The organism is Leifsonia sp. KNZ13-11D (genome assembly GCF_056754895.1).
This window is the reverse complement of sequence record NZ_JBPGWU010000001.1, coordinates 1,306,039-1,326,540: the sequence shown is the minus strand read 5'-3', so window position 1 is coordinate 1,326,540 and position 20,502 is coordinate 1,306,039. Positions and strand designations below refer to the sequence as shown.

Annotated in this window: 19 protein-coding genes; 4 read left to right on the top strand and 15 right to left on the bottom strand. The window is 71.0% G+C overall.

Annotated elements, in window-relative coordinates:
- Positions 1-141: 141 nt before the first annotated feature.
- Genes ACR9Y5_RS06685 through ACR9Y5_RS06675 form a run of 3 tightly spaced genes read right to left on the bottom strand, consistent with a single transcriptional unit; the run spans position 142 to position 2,552 of the window.
- The gene (locus ACR9Y5_RS06685; protein ID WP_481297230.1) at positions 142-612 is read right to left on the bottom strand and encodes a Cg1360 family ATP-synthase-associated protein; all 471 of its coding nucleotides are present in this window, start codon (positions 610-612) and stop codon (positions 142-144) included.
- Complete coding sequence (locus ACR9Y5_RS06680; RefSeq protein ID WP_481297229.1) at positions 609-1,853, bottom strand: MraY family glycosyltransferase; 1,245 nt, start codon at positions 1,851-1,853, stop codon at positions 609-611. Before ACR9Y5_RS06680 ends, ACR9Y5_RS06685 begins: the two co-directional genes overlap by 4 nt.
- A gap of 3 nt (positions 1,854-1,856) precedes the next feature.
- Positions 1,857-2,552: an L-threonylcarbamoyladenylate synthase gene (locus ACR9Y5_RS06675; protein WP_481297228.1), complete on the bottom strand. Its 696-nt coding sequence runs from the start codon at positions 2,550-2,552 to the stop codon at positions 1,857-1,859.
- Between the two features lie 60 nt (positions 2,553-2,612).
- Here ACR9Y5_RS06675 and ACR9Y5_RS06670 point away from each other — a divergent pair, with 60 nt between their 5' ends.
- Positions 2,613-3,245 (top strand): HAD family hydrolase, encoded by a 633-nt coding sequence (locus ACR9Y5_RS06670; RefSeq protein WP_481297227.1) that lies wholly within the window; start codon positions 2,613-2,615, stop codon positions 3,243-3,245.
- Positions 3,246-3,361: 116 nt separating this feature from the next.
- Here the strand turns inward: ACR9Y5_RS06670 and ACR9Y5_RS06665 are convergent, their stop codons facing one another.
- Both ACR9Y5_RS06665 and ACR9Y5_RS06660 read right to left on the bottom strand, forming a co-directional pair.
- On the bottom strand, positions 3,362-4,159 hold the full coding sequence (locus ACR9Y5_RS06665) for an ABC transporter permease (protein ID WP_481297226.1): 798 nt from the start codon (positions 4,157-4,159) through the stop codon (positions 3,362-3,364).
- Positions 4,156-5,061 (bottom strand): ABC transporter ATP-binding protein, encoded by a 906-nt coding sequence (locus ACR9Y5_RS06660; RefSeq protein WP_481297225.1) that lies wholly within the window; start codon positions 5,059-5,061, stop codon positions 4,156-4,158. Before ACR9Y5_RS06660 ends, ACR9Y5_RS06665 begins: the two co-directional genes overlap by 4 nt.
- 79 nt (positions 5,062-5,140) lie before the next feature.
- Between ACR9Y5_RS06660 and ACR9Y5_RS06655 the strand changes: the two genes are divergently transcribed.
- Positions 5,141-6,109 (top strand): TetR/AcrR family transcriptional regulator, encoded by a 969-nt coding sequence (locus ACR9Y5_RS06655; protein ID WP_481297224.1) that lies wholly within the window; start codon positions 5,141-5,143, stop codon positions 6,107-6,109.
- Between the two features lie 46 nt (positions 6,110-6,155).
- Here the strand turns inward: ACR9Y5_RS06655 and epsC are convergent, their stop codons facing one another.
- The gene (gene epsC / locus ACR9Y5_RS06650) at positions 6,156-6,725 is read right to left on the bottom strand and encodes a serine O-acetyltransferase EpsC (protein ID WP_481297223.1); all 570 of its coding nucleotides are present in this window, start codon (positions 6,723-6,725) and stop codon (positions 6,156-6,158) included.
- A 5-nt stretch (positions 6,726-6,730) separates the two neighbouring features.
- The gene (gene cysK / locus ACR9Y5_RS06645) at positions 6,731-7,669 is read right to left on the bottom strand and encodes a cysteine synthase A (protein WP_481297222.1); all 939 of its coding nucleotides are present in this window, start codon (positions 7,667-7,669) and stop codon (positions 6,731-6,733) included.
- A 103-nt stretch (positions 7,670-7,772) separates the two neighbouring features.
- On the opposite strand from cysK, the gene prmC reads away from it, so the two are divergent.
- Positions 7,773-8,681, top strand: coding sequence for a peptide chain release factor N(5)-glutamine methyltransferase (gene prmC / locus ACR9Y5_RS06640; RefSeq protein WP_481297221.1), 909 nt, complete (start codon positions 7,773-7,775; stop codon positions 8,679-8,681).
- Between the two features lie 135 nt (positions 8,682-8,816).
- Here the strand turns inward: prmC and prfA are convergent, their stop codons facing one another.
- The 6 genes from prfA to lysA all read right to left on the bottom strand — a co-directional run bounded on the left by prfA (position 8,817) and on the right by lysA (position 17,425).
- Positions 8,817-9,890, bottom strand: coding sequence for a peptide chain release factor 1 (gene prfA / locus ACR9Y5_RS06635; RefSeq protein WP_481297220.1), 1,074 nt, complete (start codon positions 9,888-9,890; stop codon positions 8,817-8,819).
- 90 nt (positions 9,891-9,980) lie between these two features.
- The gene (gene rho / locus ACR9Y5_RS06630; RefSeq protein WP_481297219.1) at positions 9,981-12,215 is read right to left on the bottom strand and encodes a transcription termination factor Rho; all 2,235 of its coding nucleotides are present in this window, start codon (positions 12,213-12,215) and stop codon (positions 9,981-9,983) included.
- Between the two features lie 254 nt (positions 12,216-12,469).
- The gene (gene thrB / locus ACR9Y5_RS06625) at positions 12,470-13,441 is read right to left on the bottom strand and encodes a homoserine kinase (RefSeq protein WP_481297218.1); all 972 of its coding nucleotides are present in this window, start codon (positions 13,439-13,441) and stop codon (positions 12,470-12,472) included.
- Complete coding sequence (gene thrC, locus ACR9Y5_RS06620; protein WP_310128263.1) at positions 13,438-14,571, bottom strand: threonine synthase; 1,134 nt, start codon at positions 14,569-14,571, stop codon at positions 13,438-13,440. The genes thrB and thrC overlap by 4 nt, the downstream gene beginning before the upstream one ends.
- Positions 14,571-15,944, bottom strand: coding sequence for a homoserine dehydrogenase (locus ACR9Y5_RS06615; protein ID WP_481297217.1), 1,374 nt, complete (start codon positions 15,942-15,944; stop codon positions 14,571-14,573). The genes thrC and ACR9Y5_RS06615 overlap by 1 nt, the downstream gene beginning before the upstream one ends.
- Complete coding sequence (gene lysA / locus ACR9Y5_RS06610) at positions 15,941-17,425, bottom strand: diaminopimelate decarboxylase (protein ID WP_481297216.1); 1,485 nt, start codon at positions 17,423-17,425, stop codon at positions 15,941-15,943. The genes ACR9Y5_RS06615 and lysA overlap by 4 nt, the downstream gene beginning before the upstream one ends.
- A gap of 221 nt (positions 17,426-17,646) precedes the next feature.
- On the opposite strand from lysA, the gene ACR9Y5_RS06605 reads away from it, so the two are divergent.
- Positions 17,647-17,901, top strand: a complete 255-nt coding sequence (locus tag ACR9Y5_RS06605; protein WP_481297215.1) for a hypothetical protein — start codon at positions 17,647-17,649, stop codon at positions 17,899-17,901.
- Between the two features lie 18 nt (positions 17,902-17,919).
- Here the strand turns inward: ACR9Y5_RS06605 and ACR9Y5_RS06600 are convergent, their stop codons facing one another.
- Entirely contained in the window at positions 17,920-18,717 is a 798-nt protein-coding gene (locus tag ACR9Y5_RS06600) for an LmeA family phospholipid-binding protein (RefSeq protein ID WP_481297214.1), read from the bottom strand.
- A gap of 58 nt (positions 18,718-18,775) precedes the next feature.
- Positions 18,776-20,473, bottom strand: coding sequence for an arginine--tRNA ligase (gene argS, locus ACR9Y5_RS06595; RefSeq protein WP_481297213.1), 1,698 nt, complete (start codon positions 20,471-20,473; stop codon positions 18,776-18,778).
- Between the last annotated feature and the right edge of the window lie 29 nt (positions 20,474-20,502).

The following is a 20,502-nucleotide window of genomic DNA, read 5'->3' as shown; positions in this document are numbered from 1 at the left end:
GGCGTCGAGCTCATGGCTCTCGCGACGACGAACGGTGGGTAACCCTGCACTACTCGCACGTCACGTTTTCTGAGCGCGAACGGGTGGGGGATCACTGACAACTCTACAAGAGTTTTCAGCCCATAACGAATTGGATACGGGTCAGCGCTTCTCGCCCGGAAGGGTGACGTCACTGGCGTACGGGACGCGCGACCGGAACACCACGACCATGTCGACCACGAGCGATCCGATGACGCCTGCGATGAGGCTCAGGAACAGCACGGCGGGGTTGATCCACGGCTGGTCCTTGAGCACGACGGCGAGCACCAGGAAGAGCACGAACTTGACGATCCAGCCCCCGAGGACGATCCCGAAGAAGAGACCGACGAAGAGATCGGAGCCGATGAACCGGTTCGCGATGAGGATGCTCAGCGCGGTGATCGAGAGGAACACCGCCGCCATCGCCGTCCCGATGAGCGCGCTGGTCACGCCGATCCAGCCGGCGAAGAACCCGCCCAGCAGCATCCCGACGACGGCGATGACGCCGGCCAGGATCAGCCCGTAGCGCAGCACATCGCGCAGGACGGGGTTGGAGGACGGCTGCGCCGGGGCGCCGTCGGTGCGGTCGGTCATCGGGACTCCTCGGTGAGGGCGGGTTCGGTGGGGGCGGCCGGGCGCTCGCTGGCAGCGTCGAGCTGGTCGAAGCGCGCGGTCTCCTCGGCCTCGCGACTGCCCGCGGGGGCGAGCTCGGCCACGGCCTCGTTGGCCTTGCGGCGGCTCAGCGGCGCGAGCGTGAAGGCGGTGCAGACGACCAGGCCGATGGCGACGAAGACGATCGCCATCCAGTACGGGTCGAAGAAGAACAGCAGGCAGCCGATGGAGAGGACGGCCGTCCACGCGTAGAAGATGAGCACCGCGTGCAGATGGGTGTGGCCCATGTCGAGCAGTCGGTGGTGCAGGTGCTTGCGGTCGGCGCTGAACGGCGACTTGCCCGCGCGCAGCCGCCGGATGACGGCGAGACCGAAGTCGAGCAGGGGCACGACGAGCACGGCGAACGGCAGGATGACCGGGATGAACGCGGGCACCAGCGACGACTTGCCGAGGGTCTGGAGAGCCTCCGGATTGATCGTGCCGGTCACCGAGATCGCCGAGGTCGCCATCAGGAGACCGATCAGCAGCGCCCCCGCATCCCCCATGAACATCTTCGCGGGGTGCCAGTTCAGCGGAAGGAACCCGGCGCACGCGCCGACGAGGATCGCGGCGATGACCCCCGCGAGGCTGAAGTAGTTCTGCGGGCTGATCTCGCGCTGCAGCAGGTACGTGTAGACGAGGAACGTGCCGTTCGCGATGAGCGCGACACCGGCGACCAGGCCGTCCAGGCCGTCGATGAAGTTGATCGCGTTCATCACCAGCACGATCGCGAAGAGGGTGATGATGATCGACATCACGGGCGAGCCGACCGTAAGACCGCCGATCGGCAGCGAATAGATCTGCACGCCGAGCCAGGCCACGAGACCGGCGGCGACGAACTGACCGGCGAGCTTCGTCATCCAGTCGAGGTCCCAGATGTCGTCCGCCACGCCGATCACGACGATGAGCAGCGAAGCGCCCAGGATGGCGAGGATCGGCCCCTGGTCCGAGAAGATCAGCGACAGCACGCCGAACTGGCTCGACAGCAGCCACGAGACGCCGAACGCGACGAGGATGCCGAGGAACATCGCGACGCCGCCGAGCCGGGGCGTCGGCCGGGTGTGCACGTCCCTGGCGCGGATCTTCGGGTAGAGCCGGTAGCGCATCGCCAGCTTGTAGACGACGAACGACATCCCGAAGGTGATGACCGCCGAGATCAGGGCGAGGGCGAGGAGAAGGGTCACGGGTCAGGCGTCCGAGGGCACGGCGAGGGCGTCGCCGACGACCTCCCGCAGCTGATCGATCGAGACCACGCCCTGGCGGAGGATGCGCAGTCCGCCCGACCCGGAGGCCAGGGCGGTCGCGTCCACGATCGTCGAGGAGGAGTCCTTCCCCTCGACGCGCTCGTAGGCGGCGCCGGCCTCTCCCCCGTCGAGGTAGACGGAGATCGAGCCGCCGAGCATCGCCTCGGCCTCGGCGGCGGTGCGCGCGGCGGGACGCCCGGTCAGGTTGGCGGACGACACCGCGAGCGGCCCCGTCTCGGACAGCAGCTCCAGCGCGATCGTGTCCTTCGGCATCCGGAGGGCGACCGTGCCCTTCGTCTCACCGAGGTCCCAGACGAGCGACGGGGATGCGGGCAGCACGATGGTCAGGCCGCCCGGCCAGAACGCCTGGACCAGCGCGTCCACCTCGTCGGGCACCCGCTCGGCGAGCGCGGCCAGGGTGGGGATGCCGGGGACGAGCACCGGTGGCGGAGACTGCCTGCCGCGTCCCTTCGCGTCGAGGAGGCGCTGCACGGCGGCGGGGTTGAAGGCGTCGGCGGCGACACCGTACACGGTGTCGGTGGGGATGACGACGAGTTCGCCGCGCCCGATCGCCGCCCGGGCGAGACGCATGCCGGTGAGCAGTTCGGAGTCGACCGAGCAGTCGTAGATGGGAGCCATGACGGCTCCAATGATAGCCGGGGCGCGGAGGGCGGAACTGGGAGGACGATACTGGAGTCGATGGATGTCTACTTCTTCGACTGCGACAAGACGCTCTACGACTACGACTTCCACAAGCGGCTCCCGAAGCTCGCGGAGCTCGGAGGTGTGAGCCAGTACCGGCTCGCCTCCTCCTGGTGGGCGGGCGGTCACGAGCGCGCCGCGGAGATCGGCGAGTACGCCACCAGCGAGGAGTACCTGGCCGCGTTCGCCGAGGTGACCGGCGCCCGGCTCACGCTCGCCCAGTGGCAGGAGGCGCGGAAGGCCGCGATGACGCCCATCCCCGGCGCCATCGCCGCCCTGCACGAGGCAGCCGGGCTCGGCACAGTGTCGCTGCTGTCGAACAACCCGATCCCGTTCAAGGACTCGCTGCCCGTGCTCACCCCGGAGATCGTGGACGTGCTGGGCGGCAACGACCTCGTCTCCGCCGTGCTCGGCGCCCGGAAGCCCGAGCGCCGCATCTACACCCGGGCACTCGGGCGGTACGGGGTGCAGCCGGAGGACGCCATCCTGTTCGACGACTCGATCGCCAACGTCGAGGGCGCACGCGAGACGGGCATGCACGCCTACCACTTCGCAAAGCGCGAGGACGGCACGTTCGACACCGACGGCATGCGCGACGCCATCCGCGCTTTCGCGAACCGCCCCCGCTGACTTCGCCCCCTCCCCCTCCGTCGAGTACACGAATAGTGCACGCGACACGCCGCGCGGGCGTGCACTTTTCGTGTACTCGACGGAGGGCGGAGGGGCGCGAGCTCGGGTGGAGGGGCTCAGCGGCGGCCGGCGGAGCGGCGGAACAGCCAGGCGGCCCAGACGTAGGCCGCCACGATGATCAGCGCGCACCAGCCGAGGGCCCACCACAGGTCCGAGCCCGGGTCTCGGCCGAACAGCAGCGAACGGATGGTCTCGATGATCGGCGTGATGGGCTGGTTCTCGGCGACCCACTGCAGCCAGGTCGGCATCGTGTCCGTCGGGACGAACGCGCTCGAGAGGTACGGCAGGAACAGCAGCGCGAAGCCGTACCCGCTCGCGGCGGTCGGGCTCTTCGCCGCGAGCCCGATCCCGGCGTAGAGCCAGGTGATCGCCAGGATGAACAGGGCCACCACACCGAGCGCCCCCGCCCACTGCAGCGCGTTCGCCGTCGGACGGAAACCGACGAGCAGAGCGACCGCGATGACGACACCGGTCGCCACCAGGTTGCGCAGGAGGCTGGCGACCACGTGGCCGGTCACCACTCCGCGCGAGCGCAGCGGCATCGTGCGGAAGCGGTCGACGATCCCGTCGCTGAGGTCCCGCGCGACGTCGACGGCGGTGCTGGATGCGCCGAACCCGGCGCAGAGCAGGATGATGCCGGGCACGACGTACTGCACGTAGCCGCCCTCACGGTCCAGGGCGCCGCCGAACACGAAGGTGAACAGCAGCATCAGCATCACGGGCAGGACGATCGCCATCGTGAGCGCTTCGACGTCGCGGAGCGAATGGCGGATGCCGCGCCCGACGAACACGACGGTGCTCGTCAGCGGCGTGACCGGCCGCTCGGGGCGTGTGGGGACGGTGAGGGCGGTCATCGGACGGCCTCCTTCTCGGTCTCGTGGCTGGTGTTCTGCTGGCCGGTCAGGGCGAGGAACGCGTCGTCGAGCGACGGCTTGCGGATGCCGATGGATGCACCGGGCACGGCGAGCGCGTCCAGGTCGTCGATGGCGGCGCGGAGCGCATCCACGCTGCCGTCGGTGGGGAGCTCGCGCACGATGTCGCCGCGGGCGTCGCGCAGCTCGACGACCTCGCCGCCCACCTGCGCCTTGAGCTGCGCTGCGGTGCCCTCCGCGACGATCGTGCCGTGGTCGAGCACGGCGATCCGGTCGGCCAGCTGGTCGGCCTCCTCGAGGTACTGCGTGGTCAGCAGGATGGTCGTCCCCCGCCGGGCGAGGTCCTGGATGATGTCCCACAGCGTCTGCCTGCTGCGGGTGTCGAGGCCGGTCGTCGGTTCGTCGAGGAAGATGACCGGCGGCGCGGCGACCAGGCTGAGTGCGAGGTCGAGCCGGCGGCGCATCCCGCCCGAGTAGGTCGACACCCGTTTCCGTGCCGCGTCGGCCAGGTCGAACCGGTCGATCAGCTCGTCGCTGCGCTGCCGCGCCTCGGCCGCGGTGAAGCCGGAGAGGCGCGCCATCATGCGGAGGTTCTCGGCGCCCGTCAGCACGCCGTCGACGGCCGCGGCCTGGCCGGTGACACTGATCGAGGCTCGGACGCCGTCCGGATCGCTCGCCAGGTCATGTCCGGCGATGGTCACGTCCCCGGCATCGGGCCGGACGAGTGTGGACAGGATGGTGATGAGTGTGGTCTTGCCCGCTCCGTTCGGGCCGAGCAGCGCGAACACGCTCCCCGCTTCCACGCGCAGGTCGATGCCGTCGAGGACGGTCTGCGCGCCGAACGCCTTGCGCAGCCCCGTCACCTCGATCGCCGGTCGGTTCATGATCTTCCCTTCGACTGTGTGTCTCGTAAACTGTTTATGCCGCATACAGTTGTTTAAGTGATACACAGTTCTAGGATGGGTGTCAACACTCCTCGGAAAGGGCGCCGCACATGGCCGAAGACGTCGAAGAGGCCCTCCCCGCGCCGTCGCGCTCAGCTGGGGCGTCGCCGAGCACCCGCAGCGCGGGCCGAAGCGAGAGCTCAGCATCGAGCGGATCGTCGACACGGCCATCGAGCTGGCCGACGCGGAAGGCCTCGGCGCGGTGTCGATGAGCCGCATCGCGGGCGAACTCGGCTTCACCACGATGTCGCTCTACCGCTACGTCACCAGCAAGGACGACGTGCTGGCGCTCATGCAGGACGCCGTCTGCGCCCTCCCCATCCCGCCCGACGACGACCTCACCAACGGCGCGACGGGCAGTGAGGCCGCCCACGACTGGCGCGGCGGACTGCGCCGCTGGGCCATGGCGACCATCGAGGTGATGCGGGAGCATCCGTGGTTCCCCGACATCCCGATCAACGGCATCCCGCTCATGCCGAACAACCTGGCCGTGCTCGACTGGGGGCTGCGCGAGATGCGGACGCTGCCGCTCACCGACGCCGAGAAGATGTCGACCGCGCTGCTCCTGTCATCGTACGCACGCGCCGTCGGCATCGTCGAACGCGACGTCAACCGCGCCCGTCAGGCCGACGGTCCGCCCGCCAACGGCGAGGCCTTCACCCGTGCCCTCTCCGAACTGGTGACGCCCGAGCGCTTCCCGGACCTCGGCCCGCTGGTGGCGACGGGCACCTACGCCGACGCGGACGGCGGCGAGCAGGACGACTTCGCCTTCGGGCTCGACCGCATCCTCGACGGGATCGAACGCTATATCGCCGATCGCGGCGCGCAGCCGCCCGCCGCGCCCGAACCCCTGCCCGAGCCGGTCCCCCGGGACAAGGCCGTCCGCGAGGCGGCGAAGGCCCGGCGGGAGGCGGAGTCGAAGCTGCGGGAGGCGCGGAAGCGCGAGCGGGAGGCGATCGAGCGCGCCCGGGAGCGGGCCGCGCGCTGAGGCCCTGCCCGATAGGACGCTGCCCTAGGCTGCGGCCGCCGCGCGGTCAGATGTAGATGGCCGGGTCGATCCAGCTGTCGCCCGGGATCTGCTCGTGGCCCGAGCGCGGACGCGGGTGCGCGGGCACCCCGACGAGCAGCGAGTTCGGCGGTGCGTCGCGGGTGACCACCGCGTTCGCACCGATCACCGAGTGCTCGCCGATCGTGATCGCGCCCAGCACCTTCGCCCCGGCGCCGACCACGACGCCGTCGTGCACGGTGGGATGCCGTTTGCCGTGCCCGCTCCCCCGGCCGCCCAGGGTCACGCCGTGGTAGAGCATGACGTCGTCACCGATCCACGTCGTCTCGCCGATCACCACGCCCATCCCGTGGTCGATGAAGAACCGCCGGCCGATGCGCGCGCCGGGGTGGATCTCGATGCCGGTCAGGAAGCGCGTGAACTGCGACAGGAAGCGCGCGGGCGTCCGGAGTCCCGCCTGCCACATGCGGTGGGCCACCCGGTACGACCAGATGGCGTGCAGCCCCGAATAGGCGACCGCGATCTCGAAGGACCCCCGCGCGGCGGGGTCGTGCCGGCGTGCGTTGCGGAGGTCCTCGCGCGCCCGGAAGATCGGCACGCCGGTCAGTCCAGCAGATCCGCCCAGAGCGGCGTGGAGATGTACCGTTCGCCGGTGTCGCAGACGACCGCGACGATCGTCTTGCCCGCGTTCTCCGGCCGCTTCGCCAGCTGCAGCGCCGCCCAGACGATGGCGCCGGACGAGATGCCGGCGAGGATGCCCTCCTCGCTGGCGAGGCGCTTCGCAACGTCGAGCGCGTCCTCGAGCGACACGTCGACGACCTCGTCGTAGATCGTCGTGTCGAGGATCTCGGGCACGAAGTTCGCGCCGATCCCCTGGATCTTGTGCGGACCGGGGCTCCCGCCGTTCAGGATGGGCGAGTCCAGCGGCTCCACCGCTACGACCTGCACCTCGGGCTTGCGCTCCTTGAGCACCTGGCCGACGCCCGTGATCGTGCCGCCGGTGCCGACACCGGCGACGAAGATGTCGACGCCGCCGTCGGTGTCCGCCCAGATCTCCTCCGCCGTGGTGGCGCGGTGGATGGCAGGGTTGGCCTCGTTCTCGAACTGCCGCGCCCAGATGGCGTTGTCCGTCGTCTCGACGAGGCGCTTGGCGGTCTCGACCGCTCCGCGCATCCCATCGGCGCCCGGGGTCAGCTCGACCTTGGCGCCGAACGCGCGCATCACCACGCGGCGCTCCTTGCTCGCCGTCTCCGGCATGGCCAGGACGACCTGGTAGCCGCGCGCCGCTCCCACCATCGCCAGGGCGATGCCGGTGTTGCCGCTGGTCGCCTCCACGATGGTCCCGCCGGGGCGCAGGGCCCCCGCCTTCTCGGCCGCGTCGATGATGGCGACGCCGATGCGGTCCTTGACGCTTCCCGCCGGGTTGTAGAACTCGAGCTTCGCGAGCACGCTCGCATCGAGTCCCTCGGTGAGCCGGTTGAGCCGCACGAGCGGCGTCCGTCCGACGGCCTGGGTGACGTTGTCGTAGATCTGCGCTGACATAGGTCTCTTCCTCGTGCGGGGCGGTGGATGGGAACGCGTCACCACTCTAGACGCCGTGACCCGGCACGGAAGCTGTGTGACGGGACGGTAGGCTCGTCGGGCGATGACCCCCACAGCGCCCACCCCCACCCCGCTTCCCGGCTCCGCATCCGCCCCCGTCCCGGCCAGGGCCCTCCGCGACGACGCGGTGGGCGTGCTGGCGCGCGCGGGCGTCCCGGACCCCGAGGTCGACGCCGAGCTCCTGCTCGCCCACGTGCTCGGCGTCAGCCGCGGCCGCGTGCAGGCGCTGATGGTGATGGACGCGGAGGTCGACGGCCCGGACGTCGAGCGGATGCGCGCTGCCGTCGAGCGCCGGGCTGCGCGGGAGCCGCTGCAGCACATCACCGGGCGCGCGCCGTTCCGGTCGCTGGAGCTGAACGTCGGTCCCGGCGTCTTCGTGCCCCGGCCCGAGACGGAGCAGGTCGCGCAGTTCGCGATCGACGCGCTGCGCGCGGTCCCGTCGCCCGAGCCGGTCGGGGTGGACCTCGGCACGGGAAGCGGCGCGATCGCCCTGGCCCTGGCGACCGAGGTGCCGCACGCGCGGATCTACGCGGTGGAGAACTCCCCCGAGGCGTATGTCTGGGCCCGCCGCAACATCGACGAGGTGGGCGCGGCCAACCTGACGCCCGTGTTCATCGACCTCGCCGACGCGCTGCCACAGCTCGACGGCACGGTCGACGTCGTCATCTCGAACCCGCCCTACGTGCCCGACGACGCCATCCCCCGCGACCCGGAGGTGCGGCTGCACGACCCGCACGCCGCGCTCTACGGCGGCCCGGACGGCCTCGACGTCGTGCGCACGATCTCCCGCGTCGCCCGACGCCTCCTCCGCCCCGGCGGCACGCTGGTCCTTGAGCACGGCGAACTGCAGGGCGCCGCCATCCGCGACCTCCTGACCGCCGACGGCTGGCGCGCCGCCGCCACCCACCGCGACCTCACCACCCGCGACCGAGCCACGACCGCCCTCCGCTGACCCGCGCCGCGGCTCCCGTCGCGCTTCGGGCGTCCCCCTCCGTCGAGTACACGAAAAGTGCACGCCGCGACGGCGTTTCCCGTGCACTTTTCGTGTACTCGACGGTGGGGGGGCGGGGCGCGAAGGGAAAGCGGGTCAGTCGGCGAGGTTGGTGAGGCGGGTTTCTTCGTCCAGGTGGATGTTGGACTCGATGACGGGGTCCAGGGCGCCGTTCATGACGGCGTCGAGGTTGTAGGCCTTGTAGCCGGTGCGGTGGTCCGCGATGCGGTTCTCGGGGAAGTTGTAGGTGCGGATGCGCTCCGAGCGGTCCATCGTGCGGATCTGGCCCTTGCGGAACTCGGCCGCCTCGGCGTCCGCCTCCTCCTGCTGGCGGGCGAGCAGCCGGGCGCGCAGCACGCGCATCGCCGCCTCGCGGTTCTGCAGCTGGCTCTTCTCGTTCTGCATCGAGACGACGATGCCGGTCGGCACGTGCGTGATGCGCACCGCCGAGTCGGTCGTGTTGACCGACTGACCGCCAGGACCGGACGACCGGAACACGTCGATCTTGAGGTCGTTCGGGTTGATCTCGACCTCCTCCGGCTCATCCACCTCGGGGAACACGAGGACGCCCGCGGCGGACGTGTGGATGCGGCCCTGCGACTCGGTGGCGGGCACGCGCTGCACCCGGTGGACGCCGCCCTCGTACTTCAGGTGCGCCCACACCCCCTCGGCGGGGTCGGAGGAGTTCCCCTTGAACGCGACCTGCACATCCTTGATGCCGCCCAGGTCGCTCGAGGTCTGCTCGATGATCTCGGCCTTCCAGCGCTTGGAGTCCGCGTAGTGCAGGTACATGCGCAGGAGGTCGCCCGCGAAGAGCGCGGACTCGGCGCCGCCCTCCCCCATCTTGATCTCCATGATGACGTCGCGGCTGTCGTTCGGGTCGCGCGGAATGAGCAGCCGGCGCAGCTTCTCGGACGAGTCGGCGACGCTCTGCTCGAGGCCCGGGATCTCCTCGGCGAACGCGACGTCCTCGGCCGCCAGCTCGCGTGCGGCCTCCAGATCGTCGGAGAGCTGCCGCCACTCGTTGTACGCCGCCACGATGCGCGAGAGCTCGGCATAGCGCCGGTTGACGCGCTTCGAGCGGACCGGATCGCTGTGCAGCTCCGGGTCGGACAGCTGGCGCTGGAGGTCGTCGTGCTCCGCGATGAGGGTGTTCACGGACTCGAACATGGGGTCTTCTTTCTGAGGAGGATGCGGCCGGGAAACGACGAAGCGCCCGCCCGCCGTGCACAGGGCACAGCGGACGGGCGCTGATCGCAGCTAGCGGTGGTCGTTCTCGTGGCCGTGCGAGTGCGCGGTGCCGTGGCCGTTGGCGGGCGCGGGCATCGACTTCTGCACCTGCATCAGGAATTCGACGTTGCTCGAGGTCTCCTTCAGGCGGCCGAGGACGATCTCGAGGGCCTGCTGCTGGTCGAGCCCGGCGAGGGCGCGGCGCAGCTTCCAGGTGATCTTGACCTCGTCCTGGCCCATCAGCATCTCCTCGCGGCGGGTGCCGGAGGCGTTGACGTCGACGGCCGGGAAGATGCGCTTGTCGGCCAGCTGGCGCGACAGGCGGAGCTCCATGTTGCCGGTGCCCTTGAACTCCTCGAAGATGACCTCGTCCATCTTGGAGCCGGTCTCCACCAGCGCCGAGGCGAGGATGGTGAGCGAGCCGCCGTGCTCGATGTTGCGGGCGGCGCCGAAGAACCGCTTCGGCGGGTACAGCGCGGAGGCGTCGACACCACCGGAGAGGATGCGGCCCGACGCTGGAGCGGTCAGGTTGTACGCACGGCCCAGGCGGGTGATCGAGTCGAGCAGCACGACCACGTCATGGCCCAGCTCGACGAGGCGCTTCGCGCGCTCGATGGCGAGTTCGGCGACGGTCGTGTGGTCCTCAGCAGGACGGTCGAAGGTCGAGGCGATAACCTCGCCCTTGACCGTGCGCTGCATGTCGGTGACCTCTTCGGGCCGCTCGTCCACCAGCACGACCATGAGGTGCACCTCGGGGTTGTTGGCCGTGATCGCGTTGGCGATCTGCTGCATCACGATCGTCTTGCCGGCCTTCGGCGGGGCGACGATGAGACCGCGCTGGCCCTTGCCGATCGGGGCGACCAGGTCGATGATCCGCTGGGTCACCTTGGTCGGCTCGGTCTCGAGGCGCAGGCGCTCCTGCGGGTAGAGCGGCGTCAGCTTGCCGAATTCGACGCGGGTCGCCGCCTCCTCCGGGGTCTGGCCGTTGATCGAGTCGACCTTCACCAGGGCGTTGTACTTCTGACGGCTGTTGTTCTCGCCGTCCCGCGGCTGGCGGATGGCGCCGACCACGGCGTCGCCCTTGCGCAGGTTGTACTTCTTGACCTGTCCGAGCGAGACGTAGACGTCGCTGGCGCCCGGCAGGTAGCCGGTGGTGCGCACGAACGCGTAGTTGTCGAGCACGTCGAGGATTCCGGCGACCGGGATGAGGACGTCGTCCTCGGTCAGCTCCGGCTCGAACTCGTCGCCGGCGGGACCGCCGCGGCGCTTGCGGTTGCGGTCGCGGTAGCGGCCGCCGCGCTCACCCTCGGCCTGCTGGTCGTTCTGCGGGCTCTGGCCGCGGTTCTGCTGACCCTGGCCGCCCTGCTGCAGGTCCTTCGGCTGGCCCTGGCCCTGCTGGCCGCCCTGGCCCTGCTGGCCGCCCTGAGCCTGCTGGCCCTGCTCGTTCTGCTGGGCGTTGTTCTTGTTGCGGTTGCGGTTGCGGCGGTTGCGGCCGGTGCCCTGCTGCTCGGTCGAGCCGGCCTCGTCGCCCTGCTGCGCCTCCGCGCGGCCGTCGGTCTGCTCCTGCTGCGGCTGCTCGGCGGTCTGGGCGCCTGCGGCGTCCTGACCCTGCTCGCCGTTCTGGCCGCCCTGGCCGCGACCGCGGCGACGACGGCCGCCGGTGCCCTGGGCCTGCTCGCCGTTCTGCGGGCCCCGCGCCTGCTCGCGGGAGGCGAGGGCGGAGTCGAGCAGCGCATCCACGTCGGGGATGAGCGAGTCGACGCCGGTCGCGCCGGAGTTGACGTGTGAACCGGCCGCCACACCGTTGCCGGCGGCGATACCGCTGCCGGCGGCGATACCCGTGCCGGCGGAAATGCCGGTGCCGTCGGGGCTGGTGGCGCGGCGGGAGCCGCGGCGGCGCGGCTCGGCGGAACCGGCGTCCGCGGTGGTCGGAAGCAGCGGGTCGCCCACGGTGGGCTCGACGCGCTCGGCGCCGGCCGGCTCGGCGATGAGCGGCTCGGCGATCAGCGGCTCGGTGAGCACCTGGGACGCCGCGGCGGGCTGCGCCGCCTCGTCCCCGAAGCCCTCGAGCTGAACCGGCTCGGCGGCGTCGGCCGGAGCGGAGGCCGCGCGTGCGGCGGCGATCGCCTCGACCAGCTCGCCCTTGCGGAGCCGGGTGGCGCCCTGGAGCCCGAGCCCGGCGGCGAGAGCCTGCAGCTCCGCCACCTTGAGGCCGGTCAGGTCGCTGGTGTCCACGCCCCCGGCGTGGAGTTCGACATCAGTCACGGAAGAGGATCCTTTCCCCCGGCGCGTCTTCGCGCGCCGTCTGTGAAGCTTCGCCACATGAACTGCCGGTACGTGCTGCGTTCTGATCCGCGCGACGTCGCCGCCCCGGAATCCCGTAAAGGGGTGCCGGGCCGGGCAGGCAGGAGTGACGGCATGATTGCTAGGAGATCACCCGGAAAGCTGGATTCGCTCGTTACGCGGGTCCTTCTCGGGTGCGAGTGCAGTTTACCACCTCGGCGGTGGCGCCTCGGACGCTAGGCCGCCGGTGTGTCCGACGACGTCACTTCCGCCGGTACGGCCTCCTGGCGCGCGACCGTCGCACCCTTGAAGTCGACGGCCAGCATGAGCGGCTGCCAGCGGGTCTGCGCCGCCTCCTCCACCAGCCGGGCCGCGGCGAGACGCTGCCCCGGGTCGCTGCCGAGCACCAGGATGGACGGCCCGGCCCCCGAGACGACGGCGGCGAATCCGTTCTCGCGCAGCAGGGTGATCAGCCGGTCGGTCTCCGGCATGGCCGAGGCACGGTAGCTCTGGTGGAGCTTGTCCTCGGTGGCCGCGTGCAGCAGCTCGGGGCTCTGGATGAGGGCCGCGACGAGCAGGGCGGAGCGCGAGACGTTGAACACGGCGTCCTCGTGCGGCACGGACTGCGGCTGGAGGCTGCGCGCAAGCGCCGTCGACATGACCGTCTCGGGCACGAGGACGAGCGGCGAGACGCCGCGGTGCACGATGAGCTTCTTGAAGCGCGGACCCTCCGGGGTCACCCACGCGATGGTGAGCCCGCCGAACAGGGCGGGCGCAACGTTGTCCGGGTGCCCCTCCATGTCGTTGGCGAGTGCCAGCAGCTGCTGGGCGTCGAGGTCGACCACGCCCTCGAGCAGTCCCTTGGCAGCCATGATGCCGGACACGATCGCGGCGCCGGAGGAGCCCATCCCCCGGCCGTGCGGGATGCTGTTGCGGGCGCGCAGCCGCAACCCGGGAAGCGGCACGCCGACGGTTTCGAAGGTGTGCGCGATGGCCCGCACGACGAGGTTGCTCTCGTCGGTCGGCACCTCGCCCTCGCCCACGCCGGTCACCTCGACCGTCGCGCCGGGCTCGTCGCGGACCGACACCTCGAGCTCGTCGTAGAGCGCCAGCGCGAGGCCGAGCGTGTCGAAGCCCGGTCCGAGGTTCGCACTCGTAGCGGGAACCTTCACCGCGACCGTGCGGCCGCGCAGGTCGGGGGAGCTCACGCGGTCGCCCCGGCGTTCTCCGCAGCGGAGGTGCCGCCGGCGGGCGACAGGCCGAGCACATCGGCGATCGCGGTGGTGTCGACCGGCACGACGGTCGGCTGCACGTCGGAGCCGTCGGCGGTGCGGAGCGCCCACTGCGGGTCCTTGAGGCCGTGCCCGGTGACGGTGAGCACCACGGTGGAGCCCGCCGGGATCACGCCGGCCTCGGCGCGCTCCAGCAGGCCGGCCACGCTGATCGCGGACGCAGGCTCGACGAAGATGCCGACCTCGGCGGAGAGGATGCGGTGCGCCTCCAGGATCTTGGCGTCGTCGATCGCGCCGAACCAGCCGTCGCTGTCGTCCCGAGCGTTGAGCGCGAGCTCCCACGAGGCCGGGTTGCCGATGCGGATCGCGGTCGCGATGGTGTCGGGCTCTTTGACGGCATGGCCGAGCACGATCGGCGCGCTGCCGGCGGCCTGGAAGCCGAACATGCGCGGCAGCTTCGTCGACTCGCCGCGCTGCAGCTCCTCGGAGTAGCCGCGGTGGTAGGCCGTGTAGTTGCCGGCGTTGCCGACGGGGACGAGGTGGAAGTCCGGCGCGTCCCCGAGCGCCTCGACGACCTCGAAAGCCGCCGTCTTCTGGCCCTCGATGCGGTCCGGGTTCACCGAGTTCACCAGGTGCACCGGGTAGTTGGTGGCGAGCTCGCGCGCGATGTCGAGGCAGTCGTCGAAGTTGCCCTGCACCTGCAGCAGCTGGGCGTTGTGGGCGATCGCCTGGCTGAGCTTGCCCATTGCGATCTTGCCCTCGGGCACCAGCACGACGGCCTGGATGCCGGCGTGCGTCGCGTAGGCGGCGGCCGACGCGGAGGTGTTGCCGGTGGAAGCGCAGATGACGGCCTTCGCACCGTGCTCCACGGCCTTGGAGATGGCCATGGTCATCCCGCGGTCCTTGAACGACCCGGTCGGGTTCATGCCCTCGAACTTCACGTACACGTCGGCGCCGGTGCGCGCGGAGAGCGCCGGGGCCGGGATGAGCGGGGTGCCGCCCTCGCCGAGCGTGACGATCGGAGTGGCGTCGGAGATGTTCAGGCGGTCCGCATACTCGTGCAGGACGCCTCGCCACTGACGACTGTAGGCCTTCGGCTGGGGCATTACGATCCTTCGACTCGGAGAACGGAAGAGATGGCGATCACGACGTCGCTCGCCGCGAGAGCCTCCACGGTGGCCGCGAGTGCGGCCTCCTCGGCTTCGTGGGTACCGATCACCAGGGTAGCGGTGGGGGTCGCGCCGCCGTGAATCGGGCGGGCCGCCGACGGCTCCGCGTTACCCGCGATGACGACGGGACCGGTGTGGCTGGGGACCGACTGCTGCACGGTCTCGACGCTGACGTCGCCGTCGCTCAGGATGCGCGCGACAGCGGCCAGCACGCCCGGCTGGTCCTCGACGTCGAGCGTGATCTGGTACCGGGTGACGACGCGGCCGATGTCGAGCACCGGCAGGTCGGCGTGCGTCGACTCGGCGACGCCCGGGCCGCCGACGACGTGCCGCCGGGCGGCGGAGACCACGTCGCCGAGCACGGCGGAGGCCGTCTCGACGCCGCCCGCGCCCGCGCCGTAGAACATGAGGTCGCCCGCGGCGGCCGACTGCACGAAGACGGCGTTGTGCGCGCCGTGCACGGCGGCGAGGGGGTGATCCCGGCTGATCAGCGCCGGGTAGACGCGGGCCGAGACGCCTTCCTCTCCCGTCTCCGGGTCGGTGAGCCGCTCGCAGATCGCCAGGAGCTTGATGACCGCGCCGGCCTCGCGCGCCGCATCCACCTGGGCCTTGGTCACGCTGGTGATGCCCTCCCGGTACACGCGCTCCAGCGGGACGGTGGTGTGGAAGGCGAGGCTGGCGAGGATGGCCGCCTTCTGCGCGGCGTCGTAGCCGCCGATGTCGGCGGTCGGGTCGGCCTCGGCGTAGCCGCGGTCGGTCGCGGTCGCGAGGGCGTCCTGGAGCGTCTCGCCGTGGACGTCCATCCGGTCGAGCACGAAGTTGGTGGTTCCGTTGACGATGCCGAGGATGCGGTTGATGCGGTCCCCGGCCAGGCTGTCCCGCAGCGGGCGGATGATCGGGATCGCGCCGGCCACGGCCGCCTCGTAGTAGAGCTGGGCGCCGACCTGCTCCGCCGCCTCGAAGAGCTCGGGGCCGTGCGTCGCGAGGAGGGCTTTGTTGGCGGTGATCACGTCGGCGCCGGAGTTCAGCGCCTCGAGCACGTACCCGCGGGCCGGCTCGATGCCGCCCATGAGCTCCACGACGATGTCCGCGCCGAGGATGAGGGAGCTCGCGTCGGTGGTGAACAGCTCGCGCGGCAGGTCGACGTCGCGCGGCGCATCCACGTCGCGCACGGCGATGCCGACGAGCTCCAGCCGGGCGCCGATGCGGGAGGCGAACTCGTCGCCCTGCTCCAGCAGCAGCCGGGCCACCTGGGAGCCGACGGAGCCGGCCCCGAGCAGGGCCACACGGAGGTTGCGGTACTCGATCATGCGCGGTCGCTCTCCTTCGATGCGAGGGGACGGGCGGCGGCGGGGTCGTACGCGGCGTCGCGCGCGAGCAGGTCGTCGATCGTCTCGCCGCGGACGATGACGCGGGCGGCGCCGTCGCGCACGGCGACGACCGGCGGCCGGCCGAGGAAGTTGTAGTTGCTGGCCAGCGACCAGCAGTAGGCGCCGGTCGCCGGGACGGCGAGCAGGTCGCCGGGCGCCACGTCTCCGGGCAGGTACTCGGCGTTCACCACGATGTCGCCGCTCTCGCAGTGCTTCCCCGCGACGCGGACGAGGGCCGGAGCTGCGGTCGAGGTGCGGTTCGCGATGCGGGCCGAGTACTCGGCCTCGTACAGCGCGGGGCGCGCGTTGTCGCTCATCCCCCCGTCGACGCTGACGTAGCGCCGGACGGCGGTCTCGCCGTCGTCCTGGAAGCCGACCGGGACATCCTTCGTGGTGCCGACCGTGTAGAGGGTCAGCCCGGCGGTGCCGATGATGGACCGGCCCGGCTCGAAGGCGACGACCGGCGCCGGGATGTCGAGCTGCTCGCATCCCGCCGCCACCGTCTCGGCGATGCGGTGGGCGAGCTCGTGGATCGGCGCGGGGTCGTCGGCGGACGTGTAGGCGATGCCGAAGCCGCCGCCGAGGTTGAGCTCGGGCACCTCGCCGCCCTCCAGCAGCTGGGCGTGCAGGCTCAGGAGGCGCGCGGCGGACTCGGCGAAGCCGTCCGCCCCGAAGATCTGCGAGCCGATGTGGCAGTGCAGCCCGCGGAAAGCCAGGGACGTGTGCGACCGGATGCGCTCGACGGCGCCGACCGCGTGCTCGAGCGCGATCCCGAACTTCTGGTCCTCGTGGCTGGTCGCGAGGAACGCGTGGGTGTGGGCGTGCACGCCGCTGTTCACCCGCAGACGGACGCGCTGCACGACGCCGTGCCGTTCGGCCGCCGCGGCGACGCGGTCGATCTCCTGGACGCTGTCGATGACGATGGCGCCGATCCCGACCGAGACCGCCCGGTCGATCTCGGCGAGCGACTTGTTGTTGCCGTGGAAGCCGAGGCGCTCGGGGTCGACGCCGGCCGCGAGCGCGACCGCGAGCTCTCCGCCGCTGCAGACATCGATGAACAGGCCGGCGTCGTCCATCCACCGGGCGACCTCGACGCTCAGGAACGCCTTGCCCGCGTAGTAGACCTTCGCGGCGGTGCCGATCTGGGCGAAGGCGCGCTCGAACGCGGTACGCACCTCGACCGCGCGCGACCGCGCATCCTCCTCGTCGACGACATAGAGCGGGGTGCCGAAGCGCTCGGCGAGCTCGCCCACCGGGACGCCCCCGACGGACAGCGCCTCGCCGTCGCGGTGGACCGTGCGCGACCACAGTCCCGGCGCGAGCGCGTTGGCGTCGGCGGGGACGTGCAGCCACCCCGGCGCCAGCGGATTGGGGGCGGCGGGGGCGTTCGCGCTGCGGGCAGCGACGTCGGAATCGGCCATAGGGATCCTCACGGGTGGCGACGAGTGGGGGCCTCCTAGGCGAGCGGACCCGGATTGGCCCCTGAAGCCGGATGGAGAAACAGCAGAAGTCTATCGAGGCCGCGAGCCGCGCTCGGTGCGTGTTACGGAGGACGACCGCGTCAGCCTCCGCCTTCTGCCCTGGTCACTGAAGGAAAGCGCGACCACGACCACCTAGAGGACACCGTCGAGAGGACACCGCCATGAGCACCTTCACCTACGACCTCCGCGTGCAGAGCTGCAGCCGACGCCGGCTCGCCTCCTACGCGCGAAGCGTCTCCGAGCGGCCGGTGCTGAGCATCCAGCCGGTCGACGCCCCCGCCGACGGCACCCACGGCGCCTACCGCGTGATCGTGCGCTCGGACGGTGCGGGCCTGGACGCCGCGACGACGATCGCGCGGCTCGCCTGGCTGCTCACAGCGACGGGACGGCTGGTCTCGGTGCGCCCGCGCTCCTGAGCGTCACGGTTCGCTCGGCTAGGAGCAGCTGCCCTTGCTGTTCAGGAACTTCTGGTCGAGCACGACGTCCGAGGCGGTCAGCGTCACCGTCGCATGACCCGGGGTCACGGCGATGTCCTGCACCTCCACACCGTCCGGCAGGTATTGCGCCGCGCAGACCGGGAACGGGCCCTGCGAGGTGAGCGCCTGCAGCAGCTTGTCGAGGTTGACATTGCCGGCGCCGGTCTTGAGCGAGGCGTTCTCGGGCTTGAGCAGGACCTGCTTCCCCGCCGCCTCCGGGGTCGCGGTCACGGTGTAGCCGACCGGCAGCCCGAGGAGGCTGAGGGTTCCGTCGTAGCCGATCGTCCCGTCGCCCAGGGTGATGTCACCGGTGGCGCCCGGGATCTTGACCAGCTTGTTGAGCGAGTCCTGGCTGATGGAGATCGTGCCCGTCGCAGCGGCGATCGGCTTCGAGAGATCGGTCGGCACTCCGGTCGCCACAAGCTCGGCGCTCAGCGGGGCGCCCTGGACGACCGCGTTCGGCGCGTCCAGCTCCACCCGCTGGAACGAGCCGGAGAGGTACTGCTGGATGACCGAGAAGCCGCCGATGTGCGTGGTGACCGTGCCCTGGACGTCGGGCGGCAGGTTCTTCTGCACCTCGGCGGACACCCGCTGCTCGGCGTAGGCGCGGGCGGCGCTATCCACCACGACCAGCAGCACGACGATGACGACGACCGGGATGCCGATCCACAGGAGCAGGCGGAGCCAGAGCGGACGCCGCCGCCGCGGTGGCCGCTCCCCCGGCTCCGTGAGAACTTGTGTGGTGCTGTCGCTCATCGGCCATCCCCTCCGGTGTGCTTGCGTGAAATCTGCTGGTGCGCTCGGCGGGCGCCGGTCACATGCGGTCCGGTGCCGACACGCCAAGAAGGCCCAGGCCGTTGCGGATGACCTGACCGGTCGCGTCGTTCAGCCACAGTCGCGTGCGGTGCAGGTCGGTCACGGGCTCCTCGCCGTGCGGCAGCACGCGGGTGGAGCCGTCGCGGACGGCGTACCAGGCGTGGTACAGCCCGGCCAGCTCTTCGATGTAGCGGGCGACGCGGTGCGGCTCGCGCAGCTCCGCCGCCTGGGCGACGATGCGCGGGAACTCCTGCAGGCCGCCGAGCAGGGCGGACTCGGTCTCGTGGGTGAGCAGCTCCGGGGCGAAGGTGCTGTGGTCGACGCCCGCCTTCTCTGCGTTCGCGGCGACAGAGCGCGTGCGCGCGTGGGCGTACTGCACGTAGAAGACCGGGTTGTCGTTGCTGCGCTTGGCCAGCAGGTCGAGGTCGATGTCGAGCTGCGAGTCGGTGGACGAGCGGACCAGGGCGTAGCGGGCGGCGTCGACGCCCACCGCATCCACCAGGTCGTCGAGGGTGACGATGGTGCCCGCGCGCTTCGACATGCGGACGGGCTCGCCGTCCTTCACCAGGTTGACGAGCTGCCCGATGAGGATCTGCAGGTTCACATTCGGGACGTCGCCGAACGCCTCCACCATCGCCATCATGCGGCCGATGTACCCGTGGTGGTCGGCGCCCAGCATGATGATGTTCTGCTCGAAGCCGCGCTCCCTCTTGTCCAGGTAGTAGCCGAGGTCGCCCGAGATGTACGCGGGCTCGCCGTTGGAGCGGATCACCACGCGGTCGCGGTCGTCGCCGAAGGTCGTGGTGCGCAGCCAGATCGCGCCGTCGGCCTCGAAGATGTGGCCCTGCTCCTGGAGGCGCAGGATGGCGCGCTCGACGGCGCCCGACTCGTGCAGCGAGTCCTCGTGGAAGTACACGTCGAAGTCGACGCCGAACGAATGGAGGCGCTGCTTGATCTCCTCGAACATCAGCTGGGTTCCGATCGAGCGGAACACCTCCTGCTGCTCCTCGCGCGGCAGGGTGCCGAGGTCGGTGCCCTGCGCCGCCGCCTCGGCGACGACGCGCTCGGCGATCTCGCCGATGTAGGCGCCGCCGTAGCCGTCCTCCGGCGTCGGCTCGCCCAGGTACGCGGCGAGCAGGCTGCGCGCGAAGCGGTCGATCTGCGAGCCGTGGTCGTTGAAGTAGTACTCGCGGGTCACATCCGCACCCTCGGCCTGCAGGATGCGGGCCAGGCTGTCGCCCACGGCCGCCCAGCGCGCGCCGCCCATGTGGACGGGCCCCGTCGGGTTGGCCGAGACGAACTCCAGGTTCACGCGGAGGCCGTCGTAGATGTCGCCGCGGCCGTACGCCTCGCCCGACTCGACGATGGTCTGCGCCAGCTGCCCGGCGGCTGCCGCCTCCAGACGGAAGTTGATGAATCCGGGGCCGGCGACCTCGGCGGACGCGACCCCGTCGATTCCGGCGGCGGCGGCCGCGATCTGCTCGGCGAGCTCGCGCGGGTTCGCTCCGACCTTCTTGGCCAGCCGCATCGCGACGTTGGACGCCCAGTCGCCGTGCTCGCGGTTCTTGGGCCGCTCCAGGGGCACGTCGTCGACGGTGAGCGTCAGCTCGGGCACGTCCGCGCCGGCCTCGCGTCGCTGCTCGACCACCGTCGTGACGATGTCGAGGAGGGCGGCGGAGAGGTCAGCAGGAGTCATGAGGATCGATTCTACTGGGGCGGCGGTGG